Origin of the sequence: Sediminibacterium sp. C3 (genome assembly GCF_000508085.1) — a bacterium.
Lineage (GTDB): Bacteria > Bacteroidota > Bacteroidia > Chitinophagales > Chitinophagaceae > Sediminibacterium.
On sequence record NZ_KI669560.1, the window covers coordinates 129,273 to 144,512 of the forward strand.

Annotated in this window: 17 protein-coding genes; 5 read left to right on the top strand and 12 right to left on the bottom strand. The window is 39.9% G+C overall.

The genetic code is table 11. The annotated features are described in order from the left end of the window. The first annotated feature begins 64 nt into the window (after nucleotides 1-64). From F777_RS0100595 to F777_RS0100610, 4 genes are all read left to right on the top strand, one after another. Nucleotides 65-427: a PadR family transcriptional regulator gene (locus tag F777_RS0100595; RefSeq protein ID WP_026750344.1), complete on the top strand. Its 363-nt coding sequence runs from the start codon at nucleotides 65-67 to the stop codon at nucleotides 425-427. A gap of 20 nt (nucleotides 428-447) precedes the next feature. Then, nucleotides 448-2,682, top strand: coding sequence for a PspC domain-containing protein (locus F777_RS0100600; protein WP_026750345.1), 2,235 nt, complete (start codon nucleotides 448-450; stop codon nucleotides 2,680-2,682). 113 nt (nucleotides 2,683-2,795) lie between these two features. Beyond that, nucleotides 2,796-3,881, top strand: a complete 1,086-nt coding sequence (gcvT, locus tag F777_RS0100605; RefSeq protein ID WP_026750346.1) for a glycine cleavage system aminomethyltransferase GcvT — start codon at nucleotides 2,796-2,798, stop codon at nucleotides 3,879-3,881. 43 nt (nucleotides 3,882-3,924) lie between these two features. Beyond that, nucleotides 3,925-4,278 (top strand): septal ring lytic transglycosylase RlpA family protein, encoded by a 354-nt coding sequence (locus F777_RS0100610; RefSeq protein ID WP_026750347.1) that lies wholly within the window; start codon nucleotides 3,925-3,927, stop codon nucleotides 4,276-4,278. On the opposite strand, the gene F777_RS15165 is transcribed toward F777_RS0100610, so the two are convergent. Continuing rightward, complete coding sequence (locus tag F777_RS15165) at nucleotides 4,262-4,636, bottom strand: hypothetical protein (RefSeq protein WP_051408333.1); 375 nt, start codon at nucleotides 4,634-4,636, stop codon at nucleotides 4,262-4,264. The two genes, F777_RS0100610 and F777_RS15165, sit on opposite strands and share 17 nt — an antisense overlap. Nucleotides 4,637-4,856: 220 nt before the next feature. Between F777_RS15165 and F777_RS0100620 the strand changes: the two genes are divergently transcribed. After that, nucleotides 4,857-5,195: a single-stranded DNA-binding protein gene (locus tag F777_RS0100620; protein ID WP_026750348.1), complete on the top strand. Its 339-nt coding sequence runs from the start codon at nucleotides 4,857-4,859 to the stop codon at nucleotides 5,193-5,195. 77 nt (nucleotides 5,196-5,272) lie between these two features. Here F777_RS0100620 and F777_RS0100625 read toward each other — a convergent pair whose 3' ends face one another. The 11 genes from F777_RS0100625 to F777_RS0100675 all read right to left on the bottom strand — a co-directional run bounded on the left by F777_RS0100625 (nucleotide 5,273) and on the right by F777_RS0100675 (nucleotide 15,192). Further along, the gene (locus F777_RS0100625) at nucleotides 5,273-5,857 is read right to left on the bottom strand and encodes a DUF420 domain-containing protein (RefSeq protein WP_026750349.1); all 585 of its coding nucleotides are present in this window, start codon (nucleotides 5,855-5,857) and stop codon (nucleotides 5,273-5,275) included. An 88-nt stretch (nucleotides 5,858-5,945) separates the two neighbouring features. Then, nucleotides 5,946-6,767 (bottom strand): SCO family protein, encoded by an 822-nt coding sequence (locus F777_RS0100630; protein ID WP_026750350.1) that lies wholly within the window; start codon nucleotides 6,765-6,767, stop codon nucleotides 5,946-5,948. Nucleotides 6,768-6,843: 76 nt separating this feature from the next. Then, on the bottom strand, nucleotides 6,844-7,290 hold the full coding sequence (locus F777_RS15170) for a cytochrome C oxidase subunit IV family protein (protein ID WP_051408334.1): 447 nt from the start codon (nucleotides 7,288-7,290) through the stop codon (nucleotides 6,844-6,846). 27 nt (nucleotides 7,291-7,317) lie between these two features. Next, entirely contained in the window at nucleotides 7,318-7,998 is a 681-nt protein-coding gene (locus tag F777_RS0100640; RefSeq protein WP_026750351.1) for a cytochrome c oxidase subunit 3, read from the bottom strand. Nucleotides 7,999-8,073: 75 nt separating this feature from the next. After that, nucleotides 8,074-8,649, bottom strand: a complete 576-nt coding sequence (locus F777_RS0100645; protein ID WP_026750352.1) for a cytochrome c oxidase subunit 3 — start codon at nucleotides 8,647-8,649, stop codon at nucleotides 8,074-8,076. A 17-nt stretch (nucleotides 8,650-8,666) separates the two neighbouring features. Then, the gene (gene cyoE / locus F777_RS0100650) at nucleotides 8,667-9,575 is read right to left on the bottom strand and encodes a heme o synthase (RefSeq protein ID WP_026750353.1); all 909 of its coding nucleotides are present in this window, start codon (nucleotides 9,573-9,575) and stop codon (nucleotides 8,667-8,669) included. A gap of 81 nt (nucleotides 9,576-9,656) precedes the next feature. Further along, nucleotides 9,657-11,471, bottom strand: coding sequence for a cytochrome c oxidase subunit I (locus tag F777_RS0100655; RefSeq protein ID WP_026750354.1), 1,815 nt, complete (start codon nucleotides 11,469-11,471; stop codon nucleotides 9,657-9,659). 55 nt (nucleotides 11,472-11,526) lie between these two features. Further along, a complete protein-coding gene (locus F777_RS15175; RefSeq protein ID WP_037368979.1) occupies nucleotides 11,527-12,594 on the bottom strand; it encodes a cytochrome c oxidase subunit II in 1,068 nt (355 codons plus the stop codon). A 58-nt stretch (nucleotides 12,595-12,652) separates the two neighbouring features. After that, the gene (locus F777_RS0100665; RefSeq protein WP_026750355.1) at nucleotides 12,653-13,882 is read right to left on the bottom strand and encodes a hypothetical protein; all 1,230 of its coding nucleotides are present in this window, start codon (nucleotides 13,880-13,882) and stop codon (nucleotides 12,653-12,655) included. Between the two features lie 54 nt (nucleotides 13,883-13,936). Beyond that, nucleotides 13,937-14,575 carry a c-type cytochrome gene (locus F777_RS15180; RefSeq protein WP_051408335.1) on the bottom strand — a complete coding sequence of 213 codons (639 nt, stop codon included), beginning with the start codon at nucleotides 14,573-14,575 and terminating at the stop codon, nucleotides 13,937-13,939. Between the two features lie 26 nt (nucleotides 14,576-14,601). Beyond that, nucleotides 14,602-15,192 carry a DUF3341 domain-containing protein gene (locus F777_RS0100675; protein ID WP_026750356.1) on the bottom strand — a complete coding sequence of 197 codons (591 nt, stop codon included), beginning with the start codon at nucleotides 15,190-15,192 and terminating at the stop codon, nucleotides 14,602-14,604. Between the last annotated feature and the right edge of the window lie 48 nt (nucleotides 15,193-15,240).

Here is a 15,240-nt window from a genome sequence, read left to right on the forward strand (position 1 = left end):
CGTTACAGCAGAATTGCCCCTGTAAAACCTATCCTTGTTTATTAATCCAATAAAAATCTAGACCATGGATATTCAAAACACACAAAGTCAGATGCGCAAGGGCGTGCTGGAGTTTTGTATCCTTTCAATCATTCGCCAGGGAGAAGTTTACCCCAGTGACCTGGTTGATCGGATGAAAGCAGCCAACCTCCACATTCTGGAAGGTACCTTGTATCCGCTGCTTACCCGACTTAAGAATGCTGAATTGCTCAACTACAGATGGGTTGAAAGCAATAGCGGACCGCCCCGAAAATATTTCGTGATGACTGAAAAAGGTCTAGCCTTCTACAGTGAACTCGAAAGAACCTGGAAAGAACTGGCAGGTGCCGTTCAAGTACTAACAGAACCCTTAGCTCCCCCAGCCACCGAAAACCAAAACCAACCTTAACCAAGCAAAATAAACATACCATGAAAAAGGTAATTAATATAAACTTCCAAGGCAGAGTAATTCCCATTGAGGAATCGGCTTACGACGTATTGAAAGTATACGTTGAAAGTTTACGCCGCTTTTTTGCCAATGAAGAAGGAAGAGATGAAATCATCAACGACATTGAAGGTCGTATAGCCGAACTATTTGGTGAAAGCCTTAAAAAAGGAAGCACCTGTATTACTGAAGAAGACGTAAATAATGTCATAAACAGTATGGGCAGACCTGAAGATTTTGAAGGTGAAGAAACCAATATGCAATCTCAGCTGGGCGGTCAGCAAGAACAAAAAAATAATAGTTACTCAGAGCAGGACCATCACACTTCAAGAGGTCGCTTATACAGAGATACCAACGATAAAATGCTGGGTGGTGTTTGTAGCGGTATGGCTGCCTACTTCAGAATTGACCCAACGGTTGTAAGACTTTTATTCCTTGTATTATTCTTCGGCGGTGGCTCAGGTTTTTTATTGTACTTATTGCTATGGATCATCTTGCCTGCTAAACCATTAGACCATGTAAGCAGCAACAGAAGACTGTACAGAAATCCGGAAGAAAAAGTAATTGCGGGTGTTGCCAGCGGTATCGCCACTTATTTTGATGTAGCGGTTTGGATCCCCCGTTTAATATTCTCTTTACCATTGGTCATTGGTATATTCTCTTCCTTTGTAAGTTCATTATTCTGGTTCGAGTTTAACCCATTCCCCGGATTCATCTTTGGCTCTTTTGGAGGAACCTTATTTGTAATCTACGCTGTTCTGTGGGCTGTAATACCTGAAGCAAAAAGCGCTTCAGAAAAACTGGAAATGCGTGGTGAAAAAGTAGATCTGAATACTATCAAAAATACCATTCAGGAAGACCTTGAAGGATTCAAAGCCCGTGCTGAAAAATGGGGTGGCGAATTCTCTCAGAAAGCAAAAGAATTTTCTTCAGAATTCAGCAGCACCGTAAATGAGAAAAGCAAACAATTTGCCTCTGAAGCCAGTGCTGTATCCAAATCGGGTGGAAGTAAATTGGGTAATGCCATCGGCATTCTTTTCAAAGCATTCTTCTTATTCCTTGCGGGTATATTGGCTTTCACTATACTAGTTGCCCTATTAGGAATGATTGCAGGTAGCGTAAGTGTTTTCCCACTTAAAAGCTTTTTCTTAGAAGGATTCTGGCAAAATGTATTGGCATGGGCTACCTTGGTATTATTCCTCTTTGTTCCTGCCATTGGACTACTTACTTGGCTTGTTCGCAGAATCATCGGAGCTAGAGCGGGCAGCAAGTATTTGGGTTTCACCTTTGGTGGATTATGGACCCTGGGCTGGATCAGCGTTGTATTACTGATAGCATCCATTGCACAAAACTTTGATGCTGGTGCCAAAGACAAAGGCGAAATAAAAATTGTACAACCTACTTCCAACAAAATCACCATTAAAGTGGCAGATGCCAACGTTAGAGTGGTGAGTGGAAAATGGTTTAAAATGGATGGCCTATTAAGATTGGACGATGATAGCATTGTACTCAACAATATCAGAGTTCGCATTGCAAAAAGTCCGGATTCCTTATATCGTGTTAGCTATGTAAAATTCAGCAATGGTTCCGATGAAAAGACCGCATTGAAAAACATAGAGCAAATTAAATACGGTGCCGTTCAGCAAGACAGTGTGCTGTATTTAGACAGAGGCTTCAAGTTGAACAAAGGATCTAAATTCCGCAATCAGGGTGTAACTGTTACCATTTTTGTACCGGTGGGCAAGAAAATAGAAATTGATGAAAATGTTTCCAGAAGATTGAATCATTTCAGCTTTAACTCTGGCAGAAACGACTACGACTGGGACGATGAGTGGAACAATGAAAGCTATGAAAGCTGGATGTCTAATCAGGAATATATCATGACCCCGGGTGGATTGGAAAGAGTTAAAAAGCAAGGAGATGATAATGATGACGCTGATAACAATGAGGATGATTCTGATAAAAGCGCTATTGAAGAATACAAAAAGAGCAGAGAAGAATTGCGCAAGGAATATGAGCGCAAGCAGAAGGAAGCAGAAGAACTAAAAAAGGAATTGGATAAGCCGGTAGATACTACCCGCTACCGTTACCAAAAAGTAGCCATTCTGGATCCACATATTTCTGGTCCTACCAACAAGACCAAGCATATTGAAAATCCTGAAATTATTGAGATTGGAACAGAATTGGGAAGATTCTCCCTGCTGAATTTACAATCCTAAAGAAGGTTGGCACAGGTTGGAAAAGAACCCTGTCTCTAATTTGAGATGGGGTTCTTGCTTTTTACCATCGGTTCGTGGCTTTCACCTATTTTTGCAGCCTAATTTATTGCGCAATGAAAAACACACCGTTTACCCATAAACATATTGCACTAGGTGCAAAAATGGCTGAATTTGCCGGATACAATATGCCAATCAGCTACACTGGTATCAATGATGAACATGCCACTGTAAGAAAGAATGCAGGTGTATTTGATGTTAGCCATATGGGCGAATTCATATTAAAAGGCGAAAATGCCCTGGACCTGATTCAGCGTGTTACCACCAATGATGCTTCAAAACTGGTTGCTGGTCAGGCACAGTATAGCTGCTTACCCAATGAAGAAGGTGGCATTGTGGATGACTTAATTGTGTATTGCATTGAACCCAACAAAACTTACATGTTGGTGGTGAATGCCTCCAATATAGAAAAAGACTGGAACTGGATTTCTAAATTCAATACCAATCAGGTTGAAATGCATAATATCAGCGACAAAACAGCATTGCTTGCTATTCAAGGGCCAAATGCAACCAAGATATTGCAGCCATTAACCGAGCTGGACATCATGAATTTAAAATATTACACTTTTGTTAAAGGAACTTTTGCAGGTGTAGAGAATGTTTTAATCAGTGCAACTGGCTACACAGGTTCTGGAGGTGTAGAGATTTATTTTGAAGACAGCAACGGAGCTGCGGATAAAATCTGGGATGCAATTTTTGAAATTGGCGGACCACAGGGATTAAAACCCATTGGGTTAGGTGCAAGAGATACCTTGCGTTTGGAAATGGGATATTGCTTATACGGAAATGATATTGATGACACCACTTCTCCTTTAGAAGGAGGATTGGGATGGATTACCAAATTCACCAAAGACTTTACTGCTAAATCAATTATTGAGAAAGTAAAGGCAGAAGGCGTAAAACGCAAGTTGGTAGGATTTGAACTGTTAGAAAGAGGGATACCCCGCCACGATTACTTAATTAAAGATGCAGAGGGAAATACCATTGGAAAAGTAACCAGCGGAACCCAGGCGCCATCTTTAAATAAAGCCATTGGGCTGGGCTATGTAGCTACAGCACATGCCGCAATTGATTCTATTATTTACATTGAAATTAGAAATGCGCTGGTGAAAGCAAAAGTGGTGAAAGCCCCATTTGCTTAATTAGCAATATCCAATATTTTAAAGGCTTTTTCGTTTTAAAAGAATGAGAAAGCCTTTTTTCTTTTCCCTGTTGCTGCTAACAATGGCCGGTATGAGCTCCTGTTTCAGAAAAGGCTCAGAAACAGGACTGGCTTCTTTTTATGCGGATAAGTATGTAGGTCGCAAAACGAGTAATGGAGAAACCTTCAGACAAAATAAATTGACGGCTGCCCATAAAACCCTTCCCTTTGGAACCAAAGTAAAAGTGATTAATCAGAACAATGGCAAAACCGTGAAAGTAAGGATCAATGACCGAGGACCTTTTATCCAGGGACGGATAATTGATTTGAGTAAGAAGGCTGCTAAAAAAATAGATATGGTTAACGATGGTGTAACCAAGGTCAGGATTCGATACTAGCTTCCTGAATTATTTTAACTGCATCTTTCCCTACATAATAATAACCAAATTCATAACAATAGGTATACAGCGTTTTACCGGTATGTTTAGCCTGATGGGTAAAATGCTGAGGTGTGAAGCCCTTTATATACAGCTCACTTAAAGGAATATAAGAACCCTTTCTTTGCAGGAGAAATAAGTCGGAAAGTATTTTTCTGTTTCGCAATAACAAGGCATTGATTCGTCGCATATAATTGGTTCGGTTGCCGTAAATGGTATTGTGATAACTGCTTCTGCAATGATTGCTGCAGAATTTCTTGTCTGTTCTCCCTTGCATTTTTTTATTGCAATACAAACATTGTTTAATTAACTGATCCATAGTAGTAAATTTTCAACTACCTGAATTTACCCGGAGGATTGTATAAAATACTTGTAAAAATACCAGTCGCTTTGGGGTATTTAACGGTAAAAGTGTTTGCAAACGTTTATAAACGCCAACAGATGTTTATTATACCCAATTGCCGGAAAGGGTTGTTCATATTTGTTGGGTTAACGGCAGTACGTACTGCTCTTTAAAAAATCAATTTAACTGAACCGTTATGAACGCAGTAAAAAACAAAGTCCAATTAATTGGCAATCTGGGTCAGGATCCCGAAGTAAAAACCATTGGTGAAGACAAAAAAGTAGCACACTTAAGTTTGGCAACCAACGAAAATTACAAAAACGCCAAAGGTGAAAAAGTAACTGAAACCCAGTGGCACAATGTAGTTGCCTGGGGCAAACTGGCAGACATTGCCGAGAAGTACCTGGTGAAAGGAACAGAAGTAGTGATTGAAGGAAAGCTGGTCAATCGTAACTACACTGACAAGCAAGGTGTAAAGCGATATGCCACAGAAATTCAGGCCAATGAGCTATTGATTCTGACCAAAAAAGCCTGACCAATTATCACCCCCCCCCCAATTCAGCTATACCTTATTTAATCAGTAGATGCAGATGGAACCCCGACCCCACTGCACTACTGGTAGTAAGGGCTGATCATGAAATATACAATGGGTCCGGTTACTGCAACATAAAACCAAAGTGGCCAGGTAATTTTTGCCAGTTTCTTATGTGCAGGAAATTCACTGGTTAATCCTCTATAAGCAGTAAATAAAATAAAGGGCAAAATAATAGCTGCTAAAATAATATGCGTAATCAATATAATGAGATACACCACTCTCATGGTTCCTGCAGCCAGTTTCTCTGCTTCGTCTACGATTCCATCGTGATTGGCATCGCCGTATTTGGCTTCTCCGGCCAGTAAATGATGTGCGATATAGGAAAGAAGAAACAATACCGAAAGCACCAATGCTCCCATCATTAGCTTCTTGTGCAATTCATATCGCTGATTTTTAACCGCAATCAAAGCTGCAACAAGCACCACCGCTATCGTTGCATTTACAAAGGCATTAATAGCCGCGAAAATATGTACATCAAAGCCTAAATTAACATCCAGCTTGAACTTGCCAAGAATCACAACAACAATAAAAACCACTAAAGAAAAAATTCCAATCAGCCAGTTGGCCAAACGATCGTTCTTTTGAAATACAGGTTTAAGCATGTGAAATCAATTTTTTACTTATTCGTTTTTTCTCTAAATGATTCTATCTAACTATATGTTCTTCTTCTCAATCTGCCAAATACAGATATTACTGATTGTGATCCTGACGTTTTCTCTTACTCTGCATATAAGTAACAAAAAAGAATACGGCGGTAATGATGATTAACCATAACCAGCTTAGGTCTAATATTTGTTTAAAGACCCCACTCTTTTTCTGACCATCTTTCTCCAGCATTAATAATCCAATATCCCTGGCCAGTTTTTTCATGTCTGCACTATCCAAACCGTTGTAGTAGCCTCTTACTTTATAGGCTTTGTCAATCAAAACAAACCGACTGGTATGAACAAAATCTGGACTAACCGGCTCCTCGCTAAACTGGTCCACTTTCAACTCTTCAAAAGCAAACTGGTAAATATCTTTCTTGTTGCCAGTTAAAAACCACCAGTTATCATGAATGGCTCCGAAACGATCTGCATATTTTTTTAAGACAGAAACGGAATCATTTTCCGGGTCAACCGTAAAAGACATAAAATGAACAATGGAAGTATCAATCTTGTTGCGGACATTACCGCCTTTCTTAAAAGATTGCTGTAAAGTTGACATATTACGGGTAAGCCTTGGGCATATGCTGCGGCAACTGGTAAAGAAGAAATCGGCTACAATGATTTTACCCTGTGGATCGTATAAGCTAACCGAGTCGCCTAACTGATTCACCAATTTGATATTCTTGGTAGTATGCCATACAGTATCACTAACCGATTTTCCATCCCGCACTTTTTCAATTACGGTGTCCAGCAAATAATGTCTTGGCATCACTACCGCTGTTTCACTGGCTGATTTCAATATCAGGTAACAGCTGATGGGTATACCCAGTGCTACCAATAATCCTAAAATGGCTTTCTTTTTCATAATTGTCCTAATAAAAAACCATCGCAAAGCAGCGATGGTTTAGAAATCTAAAAATATTTATTGTGCATAGACCCAACTAGTGAGCTGCTTTTCCTTCCTCTTTTCCCGCTTCGTGCTTGCCTGCTGCTCCGTGTTCTTTCTTCTCTACCTTCTTGGTGCTTTGCTCCTTGAAATAAGGGTCGTAAGTATTACGCAAGTTTTTGAAAGAGTTTCCATCGTACAGGAAGGCAATAATGAACCAAATAAACAAAGCCAATGGAACTACAATCGTCATAATCAGATTCTTCATTTCATGCTTTAAGTGCATGAAGTAAGCAACGATATAAAACGCTTTCGCCATCATTAAAATTACGATTGCTCCTTTCAAAGCCATTCTCAAGCCTACGCTGGTTAATGGAATGTCAATCATCCAGAAACCAATTAAAAGTTCAATGATGGTAAGTACAGTCAGGTAAACCGTGATTTTGATTACTTCCTTGGTACCTCCACCTGCATGTTCGTTGTGCTCAGCTGTATGTGACATATGCTTAAATTAACTTTTGTGAATGAATTAAATCAAATAGAAACAAGTAAATACAAATACCCAAACCAGGTCTACAAAGTGCCAGTACAAACCAGCTTTTTCAATCATTAGATAATGACCTCTTTCTTCAAACTTATTGTTAACGGCCATAATCAACATGATTATATTGATAATTACACCAGAAAATACGTGGAATCCATGGAAACCAGTGATGGTAAAGAAGTAGTTGGTGAAATTGGTTGAAGAAGCAGTTCCATCATGATTCAAGAATGGATTGCTACCCCACCATGCACCTTCATGGTGTAAATGGTTCCACTCCCATGCCTGACAAGACAAAAATGCAATACCACCAATAATGGTCCAGATTAAATTCTTAACTACCCCTTTTTTATCCATATTGTGTCCTGCCTGTACTGCTAGTACCATGGTTACAGAACTAATAATCAGGATAAATGTCATAATACTTACGAACACCAACGGAGCATTCATTCCTTCCGGAGCAAATGGAAAACTCTTAAACACTTCATTTGGGTCAGGCCATCCATTCGTAGAAAAACGAATGGTACCATAAGAAATCAGGAAAGCACCAAATGTAAAGGCATCACTCATGAGGAAATACCACATCATTACCTTTCCATACTCTACGTTAAAGGGACTCTTACCTCCACCCCAGGATTTGGTGGTAGGTGCTGTTGCAGTTGTTGCCATGTTAAAGTAAAATTTCGTACACAAAAGTATTGGCTAGAGTTGAAAAAAGGTGCATAAAACGCAACTTTTTTGTAATTAACCAATCCAATTATAAAATATGAATAAATAAATCCAAAGTATATCTACAAAATGCCAGTAGGTACCCACTAATTCAATGGATAAACTACTGTAATTTTTGACGCTGCTTACATAAGCTTTAATAAACATCACCAGCAATGCAATTACGCCGCCCAGTACATGCAGCATATGCAAACCAGTGATCACCAGCAAAAAGGATGCTGCAGAATTACTTTTAGCACCTGTTAAGGCAATATTGCGCGCTTCCAGATCCATAAAGCCTAGTATCTGCAATGCCATGAATAAAACACCCAGCAAGGCAGTAACCGTTATTAAAGTTCTGTATCTGGCCATCTCCCTTGCTTTAAAGGCTTTTGCAGCCAGATGAACTGTTAAACTACTGGCAATAATCACCAGTGTTGAATACATAAAAACAACAGGCAGGTCAAATTCTAACCAGCTGCTCTGATTCTTTTTTACAATGTAAGCACTGGTTAAACCGGCAAACATCATAATAATGCTCCCCATGGCCACCCATAAGGTAAATTTATGGGGGTGAATTCTTTTCGGGGCTTCGTTCGCAATCGCACTCATCGTTTTAAATTTAATTGTTACCCAATCTTATCCGCCAGCAAAGCCAGCAAAACAATTGGTAAATAGATATAACTACTAAACATCACTCTTCTGGCAGCTTTTACATCCATTTCCTTATATAGTCTGGCACTTTGTACCACCATAAACAAATTGCAGACCAATACAATCCACAAACTGGTAATACCGGTAAGCCCTATAAAATAAGGCACCATGCCAATTGGAATCATTAATACAGAATACATAATCGTCTGTATGGCTGTAAATTTCGTTGGCCCCTTATCAGCGGGTAATAGTTTAAAACCAGCCTTGGTATAATCTGCATGTGCCACCCAGGCAATCGCCCAAAAATGCGGGAATTGCCAAAGGAACTGCATGCCAAATAATACCCAGCCACCCAATGAAAAATCATCGTTTCCGGCAACCCAGCCAATTAAACAGGGTAATGCACCCGGAAGAGCGCCAATCAATACCGCAATGGAATTGATTTTCTTTAAGGGCGTATAGATAAAAGCATATAAAAACAAACTGAAAGCGGAAACCAATGCAGAAGACAGATTAAAATAATACCACATCATGGCAACTCCAACAATCCCGGCGATGATGGCAAAAGCATAGGCTTCATTCTGACTCATACTTCCATTGGCAACGGGTCGCTTGGAGGTACGCTTCATTAAAGCATCTGTATCTTTTTCAACAGCCTGATTAATGGCATTGGCACTACCCGTGATTAACATGCCTGCTACAAACAGCAAGGTAATCATTGTCCAGTCGTATTCCACAACTTTTGGCGCCAGTAAATAACAGATTACGCAGGAAAACACAACAGTAAAGCTCAGAGTGAACTTAATCAGTAACATATAGTCCCTTAATTTGGCAACTACTGCTAATGATGGCGTTGGTTTTTTCTCTGTTGTGGATTTTGTCATTCCTGATTTTGCTTAAAAACAATGCTCCCGTAATTCGGGAGCATTGGAATATAATCACTGAAATTAATTCAGTATTGAATATTAGTGACTGCTTTCGTCGGCTCCTACTGGTGTGGTTTGAGAGATGAACTCTTTACCATCTTTACCATAATCGTAAGCCCAGCGGTGAACTTCAGGAATTTCTCCCACCCAGTTTCCGTGACCAGGATTAATTGGAGTAGTCCACTCTAAAGTATTTGCATTGTATGGATTCTGTGTAGTAACTTTTCTTCCTTTGAAAACAGAGTAGAAGAAGTTAAATAAGAACAATAACTGAGCTGCAAATACAATCATAGCAACAGTACTGATGAATCTGTTTAATTCAGCAAATTGCTTGAAGCTTTCCCATACACTGTAGTCATAGTATCTTCTTGGCATACCAGCTAAACCCTGGTAGTGCATTGGCCAGAAAATCATGTACGCGCCACCCAATGTGATCCAGAAGTGTAGATAAGCCAATGTATTGTTCATGTAACGACCATACATTTTAGGGAACCAGTGGTAGATACCGGCAAACATACCGAACATACTGGCCACACCCATTACAATATGGAAGTGAGCAATTACAAAATAAGTATCGTGTAAGTGAATATCCAATGCAGAGTTACCCAACCAGATACCGGTTAAACCTCCCGAGATGAATAAACTAACAAATCCAATAGAGAATAACATACCAGGGGTGAAGCGGATATTACCTCTCCATAAAGTAGTTAACCAGTTGAACACTTTAATAGCGGAAGGAACGGCAATTAACAAAGTCAATAACACGAACACAGAACCTAAGAAAGGATTCAAACCTGTAACGAACATATGGTGTGCCCATACAAGGAAAGCCAGGATAGCAATTGCAAATAAAGATCCCACCATCGCAATGTATCCGAAGATTGGTTTTCTGGAATTCACAGAAAGGATTTCAGAAACCATACCCATGGCTGGTAACAAGATGATATATACTTCAGGGTGACCCAGGAACCAGAACAAGTGCTGATAAAGAATGGCACTACCGCCTTCGTTTGGCAATGCACCTACTCCATTAATGAAGATATCAGACAAATAGAAGCTGGTACCAAAGTTTCTATCGAAAATCAAAAGGATAAAACCAGAGAACAATACAGGGAAAGATAATACTCCTAATACTGCAGTGAAGAACAATGCCCAGATGGTCAATGGCATACGAGTCATGCTCATTCCTTTTGTACGCATGTTCAATACAGTAGCAATGTAGTTAAGACTTCCCAATAAAGAAGATACCACAAACAAAGCCATTGCAATCAACCATAGGTCCATACCTGTTCCGGAACCTGGAGAAGCAGCTGCCAATGCACTCAAAGGAGGATAAGCAGTCCAACCACCACTGAATGGTCCGAATTCTACGAACATAGAAGATAACATTACGATGCTGGCTGCAAAGAAGAACCAGTAACTTAACATATTCATGAATGGAGAAGCCATATCTCTTGCACCAATTTGCAATGGAATCAAGAAGTTGGCAAAAGTTCCACTAAGACCTGCAGTTAATACGAAGAATACCAATACGGTACCGTGTGTGGTAACCAAAGCATAATATGCTTCAGGGGTTATTTTACCACCTTCAGCCCATTTCCCTAAAATATCTTCTAACCATGGGAAAGTGGATTCAGGATACCCCAGTTGTAAACGGAAAAGCACGCTCATTAAACCACCCAGCACTGCCCAAACCATACCGGTAATCAAGAATTGCTTGGCGATCATTTTATGATCCATGCTGAAGACATACTTCGAAATAAATGTCTCGTGATGATGCTCATGATGATGGTCACCATGTGCGTCATGTAAACCTGCTCCGGCAGGTGCGTGCAATACGGCTTCGTTACTCATACACTGATTCTTTATTAGTTATAACAACCTGATTTTTTGATGGTTGTTGATTGTTCTACAATTTCGCGGTTACTTTTGATGCTAGTTCAACAGGCTTTGCAGCTGTTTTAACAGTATCTGCTTTAGCATTGGCCGGATCCTTATCAGGATTGGAAGTATAGTAGTAAGGAGACTGGCCCGCCATTTTAGCATCAAACTCAGCCTGATCCAATACTTCAATAATTCCCTTCATTGAATAGTGACCATTGCCACACATCTGATCACAACTGATTTCGTATTGGAAATCCGGATTGCCGGTAATTTCCTTCATTTCTTTGGTTGTGTACTTAGGGGTGAACCACATGGTGGTTGGAATTCCGGGAACTGCATCCATCTTCATTCTGAAGTGAGGTAAACCCACATCATGAATCACGTCTCTGGAGCCAATGATTAATTTTACCGGACGCCCCTTTACAATGTACATGGTTTGTTCCATTACCAAGTCGTCATGACCAAGTTTATCGTCCCAGATCAACCCTAAAGAGTTGTTGGCGTTATCGATGTTTTTATAATATTTTTTTCCGAAAGCACCGTCTTTACCCGGATAGCGGTAAATCCATCCGAATTGCTTTCCGGTTACTTCAACTACCATTGCTTCCTTTGGAGGTTCACCAGTGAAAAGGAACCAGTTTCTTAAACCAATTACCACCAATACAGTTAAAGCAATGGCTGGAATAACGGTCCAAATGGCTTCTAATTTATTACTGTGTGCAAAGAAGTAAACTTTACGGGTTTCACTTTCCTGGTATTTGTAAGCAAACCAGAAAAGTACTATTTGGGTAAGGATAAATACAAATCCTGTTACTGCAAGCGTTAACCAAAGCATTGAGTCTACGCGCTCACCTTCCACACTGGCTGATTCATATGGCAACAAGGTTTTATCGTATAAAACTTCATTACAATACCAAACGCCTACTAGTCCCAACACAAGGAAGACTACCATCAGAAAACCATTAATCTTGTTATTCTGCTTACGGCTATGCTCTTCCCCTTTCAAGATTGCCACATACTCACTTGCTTTAGAGATCTGAAAGATCACTACAAAAATGAGTAACGATACCGCGGTGATTAATAAAGCTGTCATAATGCTGTATATATATTATCTAATGTCTTAACAATTTTTAAATTACGCAGGTCATCAATTAAACCTGGTGAATCACACTCTCCTTCAGATAAGGGTGGTACTTGGCAATCAATGGCTTCTTAGATAATGCTGTACCAACATATAGAATCATTACTCCTACAAAGAAGGCAAGTATGCCAAAATCCATCCATCCTAAAGTAACGTGATCCTGCATTAAAGAACCCATTACCATCTGATAAAAATCGATCCAGTGACCAAAGATGATTAAAACTGCCATAAAAGTTACCAATGTATAATTTCTCTTGGCAGAACGCTTCATCAGAATCAACAAAGGACAAAGGAAGTTCACAATCAAATTGAAGAAGAAAATTCCCTTGTAAGCACCCTGAGTTCTGTGCTTGAAATAAACGGTTTCTTCAGGAATATTTGCGTACCAAATCAACATGTACTGAGAGAACCATAAGTAAGTCCAGAAAATAGAGAAAGCAAACATGAACTTACCAATATCGTGCAAGTGCTCCTGGCTGGTAAGCTCCAAATAGCCTTTGTTCTTCAGGTAAATCACCCAAAGTGCAATCAGAGACATACCCGCAACAAATGAACTTACAAAAGTATACCAGCTGTACATGGTAGAATACCAGTGTGCATCAATACTCATCATCCATAACCATGGAATAGTTGAACCAACGGTTAATCCAAACCATACAGTGAACATAGCAGTTCTAACCGTACCTCTGTAAATAAAACGATCACTGGTTTCGCGATCCATTGGACCCGCATCTGCTTCATCATTTAATTTACGGATTCTCCATCCCAAGAAACTCCACAATGCAATAGTAAGGGTAGTCCAGATTACAAAGAAAGTAGGATTTAAAAACCCCGCTTTACCTTTTAAGATAGGATCAGCAGCCACAGCTTCGGTATCTAACCAATGGTAGATATGGTGCTTATGTCCAAAAATAATGTACATCAATACCGCAAAAGTGATGGCACCAAAAATGGGAACCAAGGTAGAAATTGCCTCTGGAATTCTGCGGAAAGTTTGTGTAAATCCGGCTTGAGCCAAAGTAGTAACAGATATAAAGAACATGCTCGCATTGCAAATCAATGTCCAGAATATGGTATTATACATTAGTGTTCCCCAGAAATGCACTTGTTCGTGCTCGTCGGAACTAAAACCCTTGGTGAACATCCCGTACAATAAAGCTGCCAAGCCCAACCCTATCAGGGCGTAAGACCAGGTTTTCATTTTACCGGGAACTTCAAATTGTGTTCTTAAAGATGCCATTGTTACTCTTTTAGTTCAGTTAGTATTGATCTGCTATCAGACCCTTTGCTAAATTTATTTTGTTGTTGCAGTAGCTTCTGCTGCTGGAGCAGGAGCTGATTTTGCTTTACTTGCCTGTTGTTTTGACTTGATGTAAGCAATTACTTCCCAACGCTGCTTGCGACTTAATTGAGATGCATAGGAGCCCATTAAGTTTTTACCATACGCTACAGAGTAGAACATCTGACCTGCAGGCATTGCTTCATATTTTGCATCACCAACCAAAGCTGCTGGCTTGGCAGCATAAGGCCCGTTTCCGTCTTTATAAAGAGGTCCATTCCCTTTTAAATCAGATCCATGACAAATACCACAGTTGATAAGGTATAAACGCTCAGCTTCTTCCATATCCGCCTTACTTAATGAATCATAAGGATTGGGTACTGCTTTAGAAGCAGTATAGTTGGTTGTATCACCGGGCTGATCCATTGGAATATGGAAAGGCATTTCTTCCTCACGGGAAATGGTTCCTGCTACTGGACGACTGTTGTAATTGATCCCCTTTTCTGCAAGATTGCTATGATCTGCATAAGATTCATAAGCACGGCTCTCCGCCATATCCGGCATGTAAATTTTACCAGGAGTGCGCTTAACATCGCTGCAGGCAGTTAATACAGCCAGGGCAGACAAAGAAGCTATGATAAATTTATTCTTCATGATTCAATAGTTCTAATAGTTCTAAATTAAGCGGCAACAATTTGCTTTTCTTCAAAAGGCATTTCGTCTTTATCGTATCGGCCTAACCACCAGCCATCTTCTGCAACTTCCACCTTTGTTTCCAAAGCGCCATTGCTACTCAAGAAAGCCTGAAGATCATCGGTATTGGTTTTGTCTGTACACTCAATTACCATAACAAAAAGATCATCAGTAGCTCTAGCATGAAAATGATGCTTCTTTACAAAAGGAGCCAACTGACACAGGTAGCAAAAAGTAAGTACCATACCTACAGCGGCAAACAAAACGGTTAATTCAAACATGATTGGAATCCAGGCTGGTAAAGCAAAGTGAGGCTTACCTCCAATGTTTAAAGGCCAGTCCTTGGTAAAAATCCAACTGATTGCGCTTATTGCAGTAGTTGTACCGGTAATACCATAAATAAATCCTGCTGTGTGCAAGCTGGTTTCACGAAGACCCATTGCATGGTCTAATCCGTGAACAGCAAATGGCGTGTACACATCATGGATTTTATATCCAGCTGTACGTACTTTTTTTACTGCAGGAAATAAAACTGCTTCGTCATCAAAACAGCCCACTACAAATTTCTTTTTTGCCATACTTTATTTTTTTTCTGCCCCGTATTAACAGGAGCAGTCAATCATACG